We start from the raw sequence: 16,335 nt of genomic DNA, 5'->3' as shown, positions 1-16,335 counted from the left end.
CGTGTCGCCCTGATGGCTATCGCCGCACCTGCAGCGCGCCAGGGTTGACGATATTGGACGGCGTGCCCTTGATGAAATTCACCACGTTGTCAAACGCGGCCCCGAAATACAGCTCGTAGCTGTCTTGCTCCACATACCCGATGTGCGGCGTGCAGATGCAGTTCTCCAGCCGCAGCAGGGCGTGACCCTGAAGAATGGGCTCGCTCTCGAAAACGTCAACCGCCGCCATGCCCGGCCGACCCCGGTTGAGCGCCGCAATCAGGGCGTCGGGCTCAATCAGCTCCGCCCGCGACGTATTGACGAGCAAGGCGGTGGGCTTCATGCACGAGAGGTCCTCCAGCGACACGACGCCACGCGTTTCCTCGGTCAGGCGCAGGTGCAGCGAAATCACGTCGCACTGCGAGAAAAACTCTTCCCGGGTGGTGGCCGCCTGGAAACCATCGGTCAACGCTTGCGCCCGCGAGGCTTCGCGCCCCCACACGCGCACGTTCATGCCAAAAGCGCGCCCGTATCCGGCCACCAGCTGGCCGATCCGGCCATAGCCCCAGATGCCCAGTGTCTTGCCACGCAATACCGTGCCCAAACCGAAATTGGGGGGCATGGACGCCGTCTTGAGGCCCGACTGCTGCCACGCGCCGTGCTTGAGGTTGGAGATGTACTGGGGCAGCCTGCGCATAGCCGCCATGACCAGCGCCCACGTCAATTCGGCAGGCGCCACGGGCGATCCAACGCCTTCCGCCACCGCGATGCCGCGCTCTGTGCAGGCAGCCACATCAATGTGGCTTCCCACTTTTCCGGTCTGGGCAATGAGCTTCAGGCGGGGCAGCTTTTCTACCAGCTGGCGGGTGATGTGGGTGCGTTCACGCACCAGCACGATGATGTCGGCGTCCTTCAGACGCACTGAAAGCTGGCCCAGCCCCTTGACCGTGTTGGTGTACACCTTGGCCGTGTAGGCATCGAGCCTGGAGGCGCAGTGAAGCTTGCGCACTGCATCCTGGTAGTCATCGAGAATCACGATATTCATGGCGGTATTGTGCCTTGGCAGGTTCTGCCCTCCCGGAGAGCAAGGCCTGTGCCACCATTTCAGAAAGCAGCGCCGCCTGCGCCCCCGGATGCCCCGTGGCCAGCGCGGGCCGGGCCCGGCTGGGTAAACTTCGCCCCCGGGCCGCGCACGCCACTGCGGCGTACCCGATGGAGTGCACACCTGGCCCGCTCACCCGCTGGCCGGGTTGCCGAGACAGGCAGCGGCGACCTCGCTGAACCGGATTTTTACCTTGGACACTACCCTTTCGCAGCAACCGTACAGCCCCTGGCGCATGTCCGTTGCGCCGATGATGGACTGGACGGACCGCCACTGCCGCTACTTTCACCGGCTGCTGACCCGCCAGACCCTGCTGTACACCGAGATGGTGAACGCGGGCGCCATCATTCACGGCGGCACCGAGCGCCACCTGCGCTTCAACGCTGAAGAGCACCCCGTGGCGCTGCAGCTGGGCGGCAATGAGCCCGACAAGCTGGCCGAAGCCGCGCGCCTGGGCGCGCAGTGGGGCTATGGCGAAATCAACCTCAATTGCGGCTGCCCCAGTGACCGCGTGCAGCGCGGCGCGTTCGGCGCCAGCCTGATGAAGTCGCCCCAGCTGGTGGCCGACTGCGTGAAGGCCATGAAGGACGTGGTGGATGTGCCCGTCACCGTCAAGCACCGCATTGGCATCGACAAGGTGGAGGACTATGGTTTTGTGCGCGACTTCATCGGCACCGTGGCCGACGCCGGGTGCTCCGTGTTCATCGTGCATGCGCGCAACGCCTGGCTGCAGGGTCTCTCGCCCAAGGAGAACCGCGACGTGCCGCCTCTGCGCTACGAGGTGGTGCACCGCCTGAAGGCCGAGTTTCCCCAGTTCACCATTGCGATCAACGGCGGCATCACCACGGATGCAGTGGTGCAGGAACAGCTCACACACCTGGACGGCGTGATGATTGGCCGCGAGGCCTACCACAACCCCTGGTGGCTGGCCCGCTGGGACCAGCTCTACTACGGCGGCGCCCCCTGCCCCCTGACCCGCGAAGAGGTGGAGCTGGCCATGGTCGAATACATGGAACGCGAAGCCGCCCAGTACGGCACGCCCTGGCCCCATATTGCCCGCCACATGCTGGGCCTGCGCCACAGCCTGCCCGGCGCCCGCATCTGGCGCCAGGTGTGGAGCAACCATCTGCTCAAGGACCGCCCCGCGCGGGAGGTGCATGCGCTGGCGGTGCAGTCGTATGCCCGCGACGTACCCGAACTGCAGGCCGGGCCCAGCCCCTAGGCTGCAGCGGTTAGTTGAGCCGGTCCAGCCACGCGGCCAGCGGCTCTGGCCGACCGAAGAGATAGCCCTGCAGGCAGTCGCACTGGCTGTTGATCAGGAAATCCGCCTGCGCGCGGGTCTCGACCCCCTCAGCCACCACCCGCAGTTTCAGGTGACGGGCCACCGACAGGATGGATTGCACGATGGCGGTGTCGTTGGGATCGTCCGGGGTGTCGTTCACAAAGCTCTTGTCGATCTTGAGCTCGTACAGCGGCAGCCGCTTGAGATAGGCCAGGCTGGAATAGCCCGTGCCAAAGTCGTCAATGGAAAACCGCACGCCCAGATTCACGATCTCGGTCATTCGGGCGATGGTGTCGTCCAGATTCTCGATGAGCAGGCTTTCCGTCACCTCCAGGATCAGGTGGGCGGGGTTGGCGCCGGTGTGGGCCAGGATGTGCCGAACGCGGTCCACAAAGTCGTCCTGGCGGAACTGCCGCTCGCTCACGTTGACAGACAGCGACAGCGTGCGCCCGCTGGCCTGCAGGCGGGCCAGGGTTTCGCAGGCCTGCTGGATCATCCAGTCGCCCATGCGCAGGATGAGCCCCGAGGCCTCGGCGATGGGAATAAACCGGTTGGGCGGTACATTGCCCCGCACCGGGTGGTTCCACCGCATCAGCAATTCGCCGCCCACCACGTTTGCGGCTGCGTCCACCTGGTTTTGCACGAACACCGCCAGCTGGCCTTCGGCGTGCGCATTTTTCAGGTCCTGCTCCAGGGCCAGCCGCTCCTGCACGTCGGCCTGCATGGCCGCTTCGTAAAAGCGGATACGGTTGCGGCCCAGGTCCTTGGCGCGGTACATGGCGGTGTCGGCCTCACGCAGCAGATCCTCGGCGTTTTCGCCCCGCTCGGGAAACAGCGTGATGCCGATACTGCCCGTGGTGCTGTACACGTGCGTGTCAATGGTGTACGGAGCCTCCAGCGACACGCGGATTTCCTCTGCCACCAGCAACGCCGCGCGCCCTGCCGATTCCATATCGGATGCCACGTTGTTCACCAGGACCACAAACTCGTCGCCGCCCAGGCGTGCCACCGTGTCGCCGGGGCGCATCTGTCGTGTCAGGCGCTGCGCCACCTGCATCAGCAGCGCATCGCCCAAGGTATGCCCGCGGGCATCGTTGATCTGCTTGAAGTTGTCGAGGTCGATGTACAGCACCGCACCCACATGGGCGGCCTTCAGCGCGCTCTGGAGCGCGTGCTCCATGCGGTCGAGCAGCATGCGCCGGTTGGGCAGCCCGGTAAGGGCGTCGAAGTACGCCAGCTGGTGCGTGCGCGCCTCGGCCTGCTTGCGTTCGGTAATGTCGCGCGAGAGCGCAATGAACCGGGGTTCACCATCCGGCTGGGCGCTTTGCTTGCGGGCAATGGACAACTCAAACCAGTGCGCCACGCCACCGACCTCCAGCCGGTACTGGTGACCTGCCGAGTAGCCCGTGTGGTGGGCAGCCTCCAGCGCCGCATGGCAACCCGCTGCCGCTTCCGGGGGCACCACCTCGGTGATCAAACGGCCCAGAAACATCTCGGGGGGCATGGTGAGCATGTCCATGCGTGCCGTACGGCAGTGGTGAATGCGTCCATGCACGTCCAGCTCGAAGAGCAGGTCGGGGATGGCGTTGAGCGTACTCTCCAGGTCGTCGCGCGTGGCCCGCAGCTCTGCCGTCATGCTGCGGGCAAGCGCCACAGCCCGCTCGCGCCCGGTCGCCAGCAGCCAGGCAAACCAGGCAAGAACCAGGCTCAATACGGTGCCCGCCAAGGCAACGGGGTGGTGGCCCACTACCTGGTAGCGCAGCGAAAAAGCGGGCAGGGGCGCCATCTGCAGCGTCCAGCGGCGCCCGCCGATATCGAGAACGCGCGTTGCCTGCAGCCCTCCTGATTCCAGCCCGGCAGCGTTGGGGGCGGTTTTGCTGAAGATGGGGGTATCGGATGCGCTGCGATCGGGCGTGCTGTCCAGAATCTGCAGGCCGATGTCCGCGTCGAACTCGCCGGACATGCCGCCCAACACATCGGCCATGCTGAACGGGGCGGACACCCACCCCGCAATGCCCGATCGCCTGCCCTCCAGGGTCTGGGTGTTGGCCGCAGGGTCATACATCGGGAGGTACATGACCAGCCCCGGACTGCCGTCCTGCATGAGGGTGATTGGCCCCGAAAGGGCCAGCTGCCCGGTATCGCGCGCGCGGTCCAGGGCCTCTTTGGCCACGGGAATGGTCAGCACGTCGAACCCCAGGGTCTTGAGGTTGTCGTCCTCCAGCGGCTCGATGTGGGTGATGGGGGCATACACCGCCCGCTCGCCTGCAGGCCGCACCGTGTAGCCCGCAAAGCCGCGCTGCTGCATGTCTTCAGTGTGCGCTGCAAGGGCAGATGCCGGCAGCCGCAGGATGAGCGACACGCCTCGCAGGCCCGGCCGGGTTTCACGCAGCTGCAGGGCCTCCACGTAGGCCTGAAACTCCTCCCGGTCAATGCGCTCGGAGCCCTCGAAGTACCCCTTGACGCCCCGCAGCACCACCTGGTAGGTGGTCATCCGGTCCTTGAGGTTGTATGCAATCTGGTCGGCCGCCGTCTGGAAGTTCTGATCGCGCTGGGCGAGCGCGTTGCGCTCCTCGCTTTGCCAGTACAGGAACGTCAGCCCCAGGGTCAACACGGCAATCAGCGGCGGAAGCACGCGGGCAAGCCAGCGGTGGCGCCCGGCATCCGGAACGGCGGCCGGGTGCACGGTAGCTTGGGCTGTCGCGCCGGAGTGCTCGGCGCCCTCGCGGGAGTAGGGTGTCATCGTTTGCTGGGTGCTGTCGCGCTCGCGGCTGCGAGGTCAAACTCTGGCAGTGGAAATACCGGGCCATTATGAGCACGACCCTGCCCTTCCCCGAAGAAGAACTTGCCCGCACCCCAGCAGTCTGAATGCGAAGGGTAATTTTTGCGCCCGCCGTTGGCTTGTATATGCTCTGGACTGCAGCGGCGCCGAACTCTGACCCGCAACCCACCCTCCGCACCACACCAGAAGACCCCGGCATGGCATCGCTTGACTTTGACCTGGAAGCCACCCACTTTCGCACTTTCTATGGGCAGCACGCTGCATCGCTGGAGGCCGCCTGCACAGCCATCACGGCCATGGTGGCCGCGGCCGTGTCCGAGGCGGGGGGCGTCGATGTGGCAAAGGTCGAAGGCCGCGTGAAGGATGTGGACGAGTGCATCCGCAAGTTTGTGCGCAAGTACCGTCCTGCGCTGGAAGAAAGCAACACGCCCTACGACATCCAGAGCTACATCACCGACCTGATCGGCGTGCGGGTGGTGTGCCTGTATGAGGACGAACTGGAAAAAGTGGCCCAGATCGTACGCGCGCGCTTTGCGGTGATCGATGTCACCGACAAGGTGACCGCCGTGGAGAGCACTGAGGCATCGTTTGGCTACAAGGGCCTGCACCTGGACCTCAAGCTCAGTGCAGCAGAACGGGACCTGCCCCAGCACGCCGCCTATGCGCATTGGCCGTTCGAGCTGCAGGTGCGCACCATCATTCAGGATTCATGGAGCGTTCTGGACCACAAAATCAAATACAAGAAGTCCATTCCAGGGCAGCTCAAGCGGCGCATCAACGTGCTTTCGGCCCTGTTTGAACTGGCCGACCGCGAATTCCGCCAGATCCGCGACGCCACGGCGGCCGAGCTGCTGCAGGCACCGGATGAAACCGCAGAGCCGCTGCCGGATGCAGCGGTGGATATCCACCCCCATAGCCGGGCAACTTCGGGCAGCAGCGAGCTCAACGCCTTCACGTTCCTCAAGATCGCCACGCATTTCTTCAAGGATTTCGAGTTCGAGCCCAGCAAGGTGGACGGTTTTGTGGACGATATCCAGGTCTGGTCGCCGGGCATGACGCGCGCACGCTTCAACAGCCTGATGCGCGAAACCATCGGCGTCGTCAAGCGCTACAAGCAGCATTTCGAGGAACTGAACCCTCTGGGCAGCTTCAACCCGTACACCGTGATCCGGCACTGCCTGTACCTCAGTAACAAGTCAGCCTTCCGACCGGCCCTGAGAAACTCGGCACGCGAATCGTTTGAGGCCTGGCTGCAGGAACAGGGCGAACACAAATCGCAATAAATGGTCAAAAACGGTTCTGGCGCTTACCCAACAAGCGCCAACAGCTATATTACTTATAGCAAATTTCGAAGATGAAACGATAGGCAAACCCTCAGGCTCGCGCATGGACCCTGTCGCCCATGCGACTTGACATTGGTGGTTGTACTCCATGCGCTTGTTACCAAGTGCTGCTATATTGCACTGCAACATAACGGAGTTTCGCCCATGCTGTATCACATCTACGAAACCCAGCGCTCCCTGATGGAGCCCTTCACCGATTTCGCCCAGGCTGCTGCCAAGCTGTTCAGCAACCCGCTGTCCCCTTTCAGCGAGACGCCGCTCGCACAGCGCATGTCCGCCGGCTACGAGCTGCTGTACCGGCTCGGCAAGGACTATGAAAAGCCCGCTTTCGGCATCCACTCGGTGGATGTGGATGGTGTCGGCGTGGCAGTGCATGAGCGCATCGAAGTGGACAAACCATTTTGCGAATTGCGCCGCTTCAAGCGCTTTTCGGACGACCCCGCAACCCTGGGCAAGCTCAAGGTGCAGCCGGTGGTGCTGATCGTTGCCCCCTTGTCGGGCCACTACGCCACCCTGCTGCGCGACACCGTGCGCACCATGCTCAAGGACCACAAGGTCTACATCACCGACTGGAAAAACGCACGCCTGGTGCCATTGAGCGAAGGCGAGTTCCACCTTGATGACTATGTGAACTATGTGCAGGACTTCATCCGCCACCTGCAGGGCACCTATGGCAACTGCCACGTCATCAGCGTATGTCAGCCCACCGTGCCCGTGCTGGCGGCCGTATCGCTGATGGCCAGCCGGGGCGAGACCACGCCCCTGAGCATGACCATGATGGGCGGCCCCATTGACGCGCGCCGCTCCCCCACCGCCGTCAACAACCTGGCCACGAACCGCAGCTACGAATGGTTCGAGAACAACGTCATCTATCGCGTGCCAGAGAACTTCCCGGGTGCCGGGCGGCGGGTGTATCCCGGTTTTCTGCAGTACACCGGCTTCGTGGCCATGAACCCTGACCGCCACGCCACCAGCCACTATGACTACTTCAAGGACCTCATCAAGGGCGACGATGCCAGCGCCGAGGCCCACCGCAAGTTCTACGACGAGTACAACGCCGTGCTCGACATGGACGCGGACTACTACCTGGAAACCATCCAGACCGTGTTCCAGGACTACAAACTGGTGAACGGAACCTGGGACGTGCGTTCCCCCGACGGCAAGCTGGAGCGCGTGCGGCCCCAGGACATCAGCACCACCGCCGTATTCACGGTAGAGGGCGAGCTCGATGACATCTCTGGCTCCGGCCAGACCCATGCAGCGCACGGCCTGTGCAGCGGCCTGGCAGACAGCGAGCAACGCCACCTGGAGGTCAAGGGCGCGGGCCACTATGGCATTTTCAGTGGCCGCCGTTGGCGCGAAGTTGTCTATCCCCAGGTGCGCAGCTTCATCCTCGAACACGACAAGCCGCAATCCAGAGCCGCCCTGCCCGTCACCGAAACACCCGATGACAGCCCGCCCCGTCGTGCTGTGGCCCCCAGCGCGCGCCTGCAGGGCGCCAAGGCGGCCGCAAAGCCGGTGGCAAAACCGGCCGCAAAACCTGCTGCCAAACCGGTCGCGAAAAACACGGCCAAGGCAGACACAAAGCTTGCAGCCAAACCGGCAGCTGGCGTAGCCACACGCTGGGTGACGCCTGTGCCCGCCAGCAACGGGGCGGTCGATTCGGCTGCGCCCGCCGCTGCGGATCCGGCGCCAACGCCCAAAGGCTCGCCCTCCGCGGCAGCGCCCACCGCCAGCCGCCGCGCTGCGGCCCGCAAGGCTTGACCCCCCCCGACCCGACCATGGCTGCGCGCGCAGCCCTCTCGGAGCTGGCAGCACGGATTGACGCGGCCCTGCCGCAAACACAGTGCACGCGGTGTGGCTACCCCGACTGCGCGGCATACGCCCACGCGATTGCCGACGAGGGAGCGCCCATCAACCTGTGCCCACCGGGTGGCGCCGAGGGCATCGCCCGCCTGGCATCGATCACGGGGCAGGCGCCGCTGCCACTGAGCGCTGAACACGGGACAGAAGGCCCCAGGGCGGTCGCCTGGATCGATGAAGCGTGGTGTATTGGCTGCACGCTGTGCATCAAGGCCTGCCCCACCGATGCGATCGTGGGCTCAAACAAACAAATGCACACTGTCATCGAGCCCTATTGCACCGGGTGCGAGCTGTGCATCCCGGTCTGCCCCGTGGACTGCATCCAGCTCGACAACGTCAGCGGCTCGGCCACGGGGTGGACGGCATGGTCCAGCCCCCTGGCGCTGCAGGCCCGCCAGCGCTATCAGGCCCACCGGGAACGCGTACCGCTAACGCTGGTGGAGGAATCCGATGACGACCTGCCAGCCCCAGAAGGGGTACAGCAGGAGGCCGCCAGCGGCGCCGCTGCCCGGCAGGCCGTCATCGCTGCGGCCCTGGAACGCGCCCGCCAACGGCGGGCCGAAGGGCCGCGCTAAAAAAAGCAGGCGGCGTGGCCTGCCTGCACGCCCCGATCAGTTCCTGAACGCCAACGCTGCTCCACCCGGGAGCCCCAGCGAGTCCCGCTTACTTTGCGGCGAGCTTCTTATACACACCGCAGCCTGCGTAGAGGTCACCCACGCGGTGAACGTACGACATCTTGGTCTGCACCGCCCCCGTCGCGGGGTTCGTGATGTCGTATTCCACCCAGCCCGGCTCACGGTCTGCCTGGGCGACGATGTCGCTCACCAGCCGGTCGCCGGCAATGCCGGGAATATCCTGAACGCGGGTGCCCACCTTGGCGGGGTTGCCGCCGAACGCCAGGTAAGTGCCTGCCGTGTCGAGCACAAACACGTACATGTCGCGGTCGTGGTACGGCTGGTTTTTGTCCGTGATGCTTCTCAGGAACTGATCGCGCGATGTGCTCTTTGAGAGCGCTACGGCCCGGCCCACCAATGCCACGGCCTCCTCGGCCGTGCCTTGCTGCAGGCGGAAGGCGGACACCGCGTGCGACAGTGTGGAGGCACGGCTTTCGAGGGCCTCGGCCTGTTGCACCGCATGCCCCACCATCTGGGCGTTGTGCTGGGTGATCTGGTCCAGCTGCTGCACGGCGGCGCTGATCTCGCGCAGCCCGGTGCTCTGCTCTGCACTCGAGCCCGAGATCTCGCTCATGCTGGCAGCAACGCTCCGGATGCCTCCCGCCATGTCGGTGATCCCCTGGCCGGCCGAGCGGATGAGGCCGGCGCTGGTTTCCACCTGACTCACCGACGCTCCGATCAGTTCGCGGATTTCGTGCGCCGCATCACTGGACCTTTTCGCCAATGTACGCACTTCGGCAGCCACCACGGCAAACCCGCGGCCTTGCTCGCCCGCCCGGGCAGCCTCGACGGCGGCATTCAGGGCCAGGATATTGGTCTGGAAGGCAATGCTGTCGATCACACCGATGATTTCACTCATCCGGCGTGCGCCCTGCTGAATAGCCTCCACCGACTGCACCGCACGGGCCATGGCCTGTGCGCCCACCTCGGCGGCATCACGTACCTGCGCGGCCCGGGCATCCGCACCCTGGGCGGTCTGCGCGTTGTTCTCCACGGCCGACGACAGCTGCTCCACGCTCGCTGCGGTCTGCTCCAGATTGGCAGCCTGCTGCTCGGTACGGTCGGCCAGGGAGCGGTTGCCCTCGGCAAGGCTTTGCCCGGCATGGGCCACCAAAGCCGCATTGCTGCGGATGTCAGCCACCATCGCGGAAAGCGTGATGACCATGCGGTCCAGCGACCGCGCCATATCGGCCACCTCGTCGTGCCCGAGGTCGCTGCGCGGTTGCGCGCGCAGGTCTCCTCCCTGGGTCATCACGATGGTGCGCGCCAACCCGGCCAGATCCGCCGAAAGACTCAGATGCAGCACCAGCAGCGCGTAAGCCACTGCCAACGCACACAATGCGACGCCCCACCAGGGAGCGCCCAGGACAGCCGCAGCGAGGGCTGCAACCATGGCAAGGCCCAGCGAAATCAGCTTTCCGGGCAGATGCAACCTGCGCATCCACCACAATCCCGGACGCAACGGTAGGAATCCTGACATCGTGTCTCCTCTTATCGTTTTACCAAATAACCAAATGTAAGCAACTGCACTTACGGCGGATTGACAGAAAACCGCAGCCAATGGCTGGCGAACGTCCCGCTCTATCCCCACCCATGCGCGCAGCCCCACGCCCCACCCTCTGCAGCGGGCCATCACCCATAATGGCGCCCCATGAATCCCCTGCTTTCCCAACTCCAGCCTTACCCGTTCGAGCGCCTGCGGCAGCTGTTTGCAGGCATTACCCCGCCGGCGGCGTACAGCCCCGTCAGCCTGGGCATGGGCGAGCCCCGCCATCCTACCCCGCAGTTCATCAAGGATGCACTTTGTAACAACCTCGGCGGATTGGCAAGTTACCCCGCTACAGCCGGCGAACCCCGGCTGCGCGAGGCCTTCACCGGCTGGCTCCACCGCCGCTACGCCGTGGCGGTGGACCCGGCAACGCAGGTGCTGCCCGTGAATGGGTCGCGGGAAGCGCTCTTTGCGTTTGCCCAGACCGTCATCGACGCATCCGGGGGCCAGCCACTGGTGGTGTGCCCCAATCCGTTCTATCAGATCTACGAAGGCGCGGCGCTGCTGTCAGGCGCCGCGCCCTACTACGCGCCCAGCGACCCGGCACGCAACTTTGCCGTGAACTGGGACACGGTGCCCGACGCGGTGTGGCAACGCACACAGCTGCTGTTTGTGTGTTCGCCCGGCAACCCCACGGGTGCGGTGATGCCGCTGGCCGAATGGGAGAAGCTGTTCGAATTGAGCGATCGCCATGGTTTCGTGATCGCTTCGGACGAGTGCTACAGCGAAATCTACTTCCGCGACGAACCACCGCTGGGTGGCCTGCAGGCCGCCCACCAGCTCGGCCGCAGCGACTACAAGAACCTCATCTCCTTCACCAGCCTCTCCAAGCGCAGCAACGTGCCGGGCATGCGCAGCGGCTTTGTCGCCGGGGACGCGGCCTTGATCAAGGCCTTCCTGCTGTACCGCACGTACCACGGCAGCGCCATGAGCCCCATCGTGCAGGCCGCCAGCATTGCCGCATGGAACGATGAGCAGCATGTGGTGGAAAACCGCGCGCTGTACCGCAAGAAGTTTGCCCAAGTCACGCCGCTGCTGGCGGGCGTGATGGATGTAGCGTTGCCGGATGCCGGTTTTTACCTCTGGGCCAAGGTTCCAGAGCAGCTCGCCATGGACGACGCCGAGTTCGCGCGTGCGCTGCTGGCTCAATACAATGTCACGGTGCTCCCTGGCAGCTACCTGGCGCGCGAGGCCCAGGGCAGCAACCCCGGCGCCCAGCGTGTGCGCATGGCCCTGGTGGCCGAAACCGAAGAGTGCGTGGAGGCTGCCTTGCGCATCGTGCAATTCATCCAGTCCCGTACGCCCTGATTTCCGATTCCTGATCCACAGACTGACAGACAACAACATGACCCAACAACTGCAAACCCTCATCGACAACGCCTGGGACAACCGCGCCAGCCTCTCGCCCGCCGCCGCACCCAAAGAGATACTGGACGCTGTCGAGCACGTGATCGCCGAGTTGAACAACGGCACGCTGCGCGTGGCCACGCGCGAAGGCGTGGGCCAGTGGACCGTGCACCAGTGGATCAAGAAGGCCGTGCTGCTGTCGTTCCGCCTCAAGGACAACGAAGTCGTCAAGGCCGGTGACCTGGGCTTTTACGACAAGGTGCAAACCAAGTTTGCCCACCTGACGGAAGAAGAAATGAAGGCCACCGGCGTGCGCGTGGTCCCCCCCGCCGTGGCCCGCCGTGGCAGTTTCATCGCCAAGGGCGCGATCCTGATGCCGTCGTACGTGAACATCGGCGCCTATGTGGGCGAAGGCACCATGGTGGACACCTGGGCCACCGTGGGCTCATGCGCGCAGATCGGGGCCAACGTGCACCTCTCTGGTGGCGTGGGCATCGGCGGCGTGCTGGAGCCCCTCCAGGCCGGCCCCACCATCATTGAAGACAACTGCTTCATCGGTGCCCGCTCCGAAGTGGTGGAAGGCGTGGTCGTCGAAGAAAACTCCGTGCTGGGCATGGGCGTGTACCTGGGCCAGAGCACCCCCATCTTCAACCGCGCCACGGGCGAGATTAGCTATGGCCGCGTACCCTCGGGCTCGGTGGTGGTCAGCGGCAACCTGCCCAAGACAGCCGCCAATGGCGCGCCCTACAGCATGTACGCTGCCATCATCGTCAAGCAGGTGGACGCGCAGACGCGCTCCAAGACCAGCATCAACGACCTGCTGCGCGACTGATCGTTTGCAGGCAGGGGGCGGGCGGCCGCGCCTGCCCGTCGAGACACAGACAGACACCGACGACAGATACCGACACCAAGAGGGAAACACCATGAGCACGATGGAGCGGATTCTTCGCCTGATGAGCGAAAAGAAGGCATCAGACGTCTACCTGTCGGCCAATGCCCCGGCGCTGATCAAGATCAACGGCGAATGCATCCCGATCAACAACCAGATACTGCCACCCGACGCGCCGCGCAACCTGCTCTCCGAAGTGGTCCCCCCGGACCGCATCGAAGAACTGGAGGAGACCGGCGAGCTCAACATGGGCGTGCCGCTCAGTGGTGTGGGGCGTTTCCGTATCAGTGCCATGCGCCAGCGCGGCAGCTATGCGGTGGTGATCCGTTTCATCTCGCAGCAGATTCCCGAATTTGACTCGCTGGGCCTGCCCCCGGTCATGCGTGATCTGATCATGGAGAAACGCGGGCTGATCCTGATGGTGGGCGCCACCGGTTCAGGCAAGAGCACCTCGCTGGCGTCGATGATCGACACCCGCAACGAAGCGCTCACGGGCCACATCCTCACCATTGAAGACCCGGTCGAGTACCAGTTCAAGAACAAGAAGTCCATCGTCAACCAGCGCGAGATCGGCAGCGACACCCAGTCGCTGCAAACCGCCCTGAAAAACGCGCTGCGCCAAGCGCCAGACGTGATTCTGATCGGCGAAATCCGCGACCGCGAAACCATGTCGGCTGCCATTGCCTACGCCCAGTCGGGCCACCTGTGCCTGGCCACGCTGCACGGCAACAACAGCTACCACGCGCTCAATCGCATCTTGTCGTTCTATCCCGTCGAAGTGCGTCCGACCATGCTGGGCGACCTGGCATCCGCCATGAAGGCCATCATCTCGCAACGCCTGGTGCGCACCGTGGACGGCAGCCGAGCCCCGGCGGTGGAGGTCATGCTCAACACCAAGCTGGTGTCCGACCTGATCGAAAAAGGCGACTTCTCCGGCGTGAAGGAGGCGATGGAGAAATCCATGGCCGAAGGTTCGCAGACCTTTGAGGAAGCGCTGGCCAAGCTGATCATGGACTCCAGGATCGACCGCAAGGAAGGCATGGCTTACGCCGACTCGCCCACCAACCTGATGTGGCGCCTGCAGAACGACTTCTCCCTGGCCGCCAACGCAGCCAAGGCCCAGAAGGAAGCGCGCGACACCCCAGATGACGCGCCTTCATTTACCGAAATCGTGCTGGATGTGAAACCCGCGGCTTGAAATGCCCCTGAGCCGCCTCCTGCGGCGCCGCCCCCCTGGGTGCGACGCCCACGCTGCGGGGCGGCCCTTGCCAGGCGTCTTTCGCTAAGGCCGCGCTGGTGCAGACGCATCACCCGATGATCACAGCTGATTGCTCACCCCCCATTCCCCCGAATCCCCATGTCCCGCACCCTGCACCTGGCTGAACAGCTCATCTCCCTGCCTTCCATCACCCCCGAAGATGCAGGCTGTCTGGATCTGCTGGCCGCGCGGCTGGCTCCACTCGGGTTTGTGTGCGAACGCCTGGACAGCGGGCCTGCGGATTTCCGGGTGAGCAATTTATGGGCAAAAAGGCCTGCATCGCTTGCTGGTAAAGCGCAAGCAGCTATCAAAACCATAGTATTCGCAGGCCACACCGATGTTGTGCCTACGGGCCCGTTGAACCAATGGAGCAGCGACCCGTTTGTACCCACCCACAAGGACGGCAAGCTTTATGGCCGTGGCGCCAGCGACATGAAAACCTCCATCGCCGCTTTCGTGGTGGCGGTGGAGGAGTTCCTGGCGGCCACGCCCGATCCACAGATGGAGCTGGCGTTTCTGCTGACCAGCGACGAGGAAGGCCCCTCGGTGGATGGCATCAAGGTCGTGGTCGAGCAACTCAAGGCCCGCGGCGAAAGGCTGGACTACTGCATCGTCGGTGAGCCCACGTCGGTGGAGAAAACCGGCGACATGATCAAGAACGGGCGGCGCGGCACCCTGAGCGGCAAGCTCACCGTGCGCGGCATCCAGGGGCACATTGCCTATCCGCAACTGGCCCGCAACCCCATTCACCAGGCCCTGCCAGCCCTCGCCGAATTGGCTGCCACCGTGTGGGACCAGGGCAATGCGTTTTTCCCACCCACCAGCTGGCAAATCAGCAACGTGCACGGCGGCACGGGTGCCACCAATGTGATTCCGGGCGAGGTCGTGATCGACTTCAACTTCCGCTTCTCGACGGAATCCACGGCCGAACGCCTGCAGCAGCGTGTGCATGCCGTGCTGGACCGCCATGGCCTGGAATACGACCTGCGCTGGACGCTGGGCGGCCAACCGTTTCTGACAACCCCCGGCGAACTGGTGGGCGCCGTGCAGCAGGCCATCACTGCAGAGACCGGGCTGACCACCGAACTCTCCACCACGGGCGGCACGAGCGACGGCCGTTTCATCGCCCAGGTGTGCCCCCAGGTCATAGAACTCGGCCCCCCCAACGCCAGCATCCACAAGATCGACGAGCACATCGTCGTGGCCGACATCGAACCCCTCAAGAACATTTACCGCCGCACTCTGGAAAACCTGCATGCACAGGCTCTGGCGGCACGCGGGGTACCGGCATGAACGCACCGCAACACCCACCCACGCTCGCGGGCGATACCGTGGGTGCCCTGGTCGAATCGGGTGCGCAGTGCCTTGCGGCGGCCGGTGTGTCGTTCGGCCATGGCACCACCAATGCCCACGACGAAGCCGCCTGGCTGGTGCTCTGGCGCCTGGGGCTACCGCTGGACAGCGATCTGTCAGATGCTCCAAATTCCATACAAAAACAGCCTGTAACGCCCGCCGATCAAGCGCGAGTAGCTACACTTTTTGAAGAGCGCATCCGCACCCGCAAACCTGCCGCCTACCTCACCCAGGAGGCCTGGCTCCAGGGCGTGCCGTTCTACGTGGATGAACGCGCCATCGTGCCGCGCAGCTTCATTGCCGAGCTGCTGGTGGATGGCGGGGCCGACGAGTACCTGAGCGACCACACCCACCGGGTGCTGGACCTGTGCACCGGCAACGGCAGCCTGGCCGTGCTGGCCGCCATGGCCTGGCCCGAAGTGCAAGTGACCGGCGCCGACATCTCGCCCGACGCCCTGGCCGTGGCCCGCATCAACGTGGACAGACACGGCCTGCAAGACCGCATCGAGCTCCAGATCTCTGACGGGCTGAGTGCCCTGCCCGGCCCCTGGGACCTGATCCTGTGCAATCCGCCCTATGTGAACGCGGCCAGCATGGCCGTTTTGCCCGCAGAGTACCGTGCCGAACCCGAACTGGCCCTGGCCGGAGGCAACGATGGCATGGACTTTGTGCGCCAGCTGTTTGCCGCTGCGCCGGCCTGCATGAGCGAGGACGCCGTGATCATTCTGGAGATCGGCAACGAGCGCGCACACTTTGAAGCTGCCTTCCCCCAACTGCCGGTTTTCTGGCTGTATACCAGCGCGGGGGAAGACCAGGTTTTGCTGGTGACCCGGCAGGCGCTGGCCGCCCAAACCCGGCTCACGGCACAATAGAGGGTTGCGCGCCACTGCGTTGCTGCATCCGTGGCACGGATT

General features: G+C 64.5%; 12 protein-coding genes. 9 read left to right on the top strand and 3 right to left on the bottom strand.

Annotation, left to right across the window (positions count from 1 at the left end):
* Positions 1-16 precede the first annotated feature (16 nt).
* On the bottom strand, positions 17-1,024 hold the full coding sequence (locus tag KYG_RS07710) for a D-2-hydroxyacid dehydrogenase family protein (protein ID WP_008904298.1): 1,008 nt from the start codon (positions 1,022-1,024) through the stop codon (positions 17-19).
* A 250-nt stretch (positions 1,025-1,274) separates the two neighbouring features.
* On the opposite strand from KYG_RS07710, the gene dusA reads away from it, so the two are divergent.
* Positions 1,275-2,303: a tRNA dihydrouridine(20/20a) synthase DusA gene (gene dusA, locus KYG_RS07705; RefSeq protein ID WP_255344419.1), complete on the top strand. Its 1,029-nt coding sequence runs from the start codon at positions 1,275-1,277 to the stop codon at positions 2,301-2,303.
* Positions 2,304-2,313: 10 nt separating this feature from the next.
* Here dusA and KYG_RS25405 read toward each other — a convergent pair whose 3' ends face one another.
* Positions 2,314-5,106, bottom strand: a complete 2,793-nt coding sequence (locus tag KYG_RS25405) for an EAL domain-containing protein (RefSeq protein ID WP_008904296.1) — start codon at positions 5,104-5,106, stop codon at positions 2,314-2,316.
* A gap of 236 nt (positions 5,107-5,342) precedes the next feature.
* Here KYG_RS25405 and KYG_RS07695 point away from each other — a divergent pair, with 236 nt between their 5' ends.
* From KYG_RS07695 to KYG_RS07685, 3 genes are all read left to right on the top strand, one after another.
* Positions 5,343-6,428, top strand: a complete 1,086-nt coding sequence (locus tag KYG_RS07695; protein ID WP_008904295.1) for a GTP pyrophosphokinase family protein — start codon at positions 5,343-5,345, stop codon at positions 6,426-6,428.
* Positions 6,429-6,632: 204 nt separating this feature from the next.
* Positions 6,633-8,252 carry a polyhydroxyalkanoate depolymerase gene (locus KYG_RS07690; protein ID WP_008904294.1) on the top strand — a complete coding sequence of 540 codons (1,620 nt, stop codon included), beginning with the start codon at positions 6,633-6,635 and terminating at the stop codon, positions 8,250-8,252.
* 17 nt (positions 8,253-8,269) lie between these two features.
* The gene (locus KYG_RS07685) at positions 8,270-8,926 is read left to right on the top strand and encodes an RnfABCDGE type electron transport complex subunit B (RefSeq protein ID WP_008904293.1); all 657 of its coding nucleotides are present in this window, start codon (positions 8,270-8,272) and stop codon (positions 8,924-8,926) included.
* Positions 8,927-9,014: 88 nt separating this feature from the next.
* On the opposite strand, the gene KYG_RS07680 is transcribed toward KYG_RS07685, so the two are convergent.
* Positions 9,015-10,505: a methyl-accepting chemotaxis protein gene (locus KYG_RS07680; protein ID WP_034693678.1), complete on the bottom strand. Its 1,491-nt coding sequence runs from the start codon at positions 10,503-10,505 to the stop codon at positions 9,015-9,017.
* Between the two features lie 171 nt (positions 10,506-10,676).
* Here KYG_RS07680 and dapC point away from each other — a divergent pair, with 171 nt between their 5' ends.
* The 5 genes from dapC to prmB all read left to right on the top strand — a co-directional run bounded on the left by dapC (position 10,677) and on the right by prmB (position 16,293).
* A complete protein-coding gene (gene dapC / locus KYG_RS07675; RefSeq protein WP_008904291.1) occupies positions 10,677-11,882 on the top strand; it encodes a succinyldiaminopimelate transaminase in 1,206 nt (401 codons plus the stop codon).
* A gap of 37 nt (positions 11,883-11,919) precedes the next feature.
* Positions 11,920-12,753, top strand: a complete 834-nt coding sequence (gene dapD / locus KYG_RS07670) for a 2,3,4,5-tetrahydropyridine-2,6-dicarboxylate N-succinyltransferase (RefSeq protein WP_008904290.1) — start codon at positions 11,920-11,922, stop codon at positions 12,751-12,753.
* Positions 12,754-12,844: 91 nt separating this feature from the next.
* Complete coding sequence (locus KYG_RS07665) at positions 12,845-14,008, top strand: PilT/PilU family type 4a pilus ATPase (protein WP_008904289.1); 1,164 nt, start codon at positions 12,845-12,847, stop codon at positions 14,006-14,008.
* A 159-nt stretch (positions 14,009-14,167) separates the two neighbouring features.
* Complete coding sequence (gene dapE, locus KYG_RS07660) at positions 14,168-15,361, top strand: succinyl-diaminopimelate desuccinylase (protein WP_008904288.1); 1,194 nt, start codon at positions 14,168-14,170, stop codon at positions 15,359-15,361.
* Positions 15,358-16,293, top strand: a complete 936-nt coding sequence (prmB, locus tag KYG_RS07655; protein ID WP_008904287.1) for a 50S ribosomal protein L3 N(5)-glutamine methyltransferase — start codon at positions 15,358-15,360, stop codon at positions 16,291-16,293. The genes dapE and prmB overlap by 4 nt, the downstream gene beginning before the upstream one ends.
* Positions 16,294-16,335: the final 42 nt, after the last annotated feature.

The sequence above is a fragment of the Acidovorax sp. NO-1 genome (assembly GCF_000238595.1).
GTDB lineage: Bacteria > Pseudomonadota > Gammaproteobacteria > Burkholderiales > Burkholderiaceae_C > Acidovorax.
The sequence above is the reverse complement of the archived record's forward strand: the minus strand, read 5'-3'. Positions and strand labels throughout refer to the sequence as shown.

Coding starts and splice junctions, on each gene's coding strand:
- dapD (WP_008904290.1), top strand. CDS start 11,920: ATGACCCAACAACTGCAAACCCTCATCGACAACGCCTGGGACAACCGC.
- dapE (WP_008904288.1), top strand. CDS start 14,168: ATGTCCCGCACCCTGCACCTGGCTGAACAGCTCATCTCCCTGCCTTCC.
- KYG_RS25405 (WP_008904296.1), bottom strand. CDS start 5,106: ATGACACCCTACTCCCGCGAGGGCGCCGAGCACTCCGGCGCGACAGCC.
- KYG_RS07690 (WP_008904294.1), top strand. CDS start 6,633: ATGCTGTATCACATCTACGAAACCCAGCGCTCCCTGATGGAGCCCTTC.
- KYG_RS07680 (WP_034693678.1), bottom strand. CDS start 10,505: ATGTCAGGATTCCTACCGTTGCGTCCGGGATTGTGGTGGATGCGCAGG.
- KYG_RS07710 (WP_008904298.1), bottom strand. CDS start 1,024: ATGAATATCGTGATTCTCGATGACTACCAGGATGCAGTGCGCAAGCTT.
- dapC (WP_008904291.1), top strand. CDS start 10,677: ATGAATCCCCTGCTTTCCCAACTCCAGCCTTACCCGTTCGAGCGCCTG.
- prmB (WP_008904287.1), top strand. CDS start 15,358: ATGAACGCACCGCAACACCCACCCACGCTCGCGGGCGATACCGTGGGT.
- KYG_RS07695 (WP_008904295.1), top strand. CDS start 5,343: ATGGCATCGCTTGACTTTGACCTGGAAGCCACCCACTTTCGCACTTTC.
- KYG_RS07665 (WP_008904289.1), top strand. CDS start 12,845: ATGAGCACGATGGAGCGGATTCTTCGCCTGATGAGCGAAAAGAAGGCA.
- KYG_RS07685 (WP_008904293.1), top strand. CDS start 8,270: ATGGCTGCGCGCGCAGCCCTCTCGGAGCTGGCAGCACGGATTGACGCG.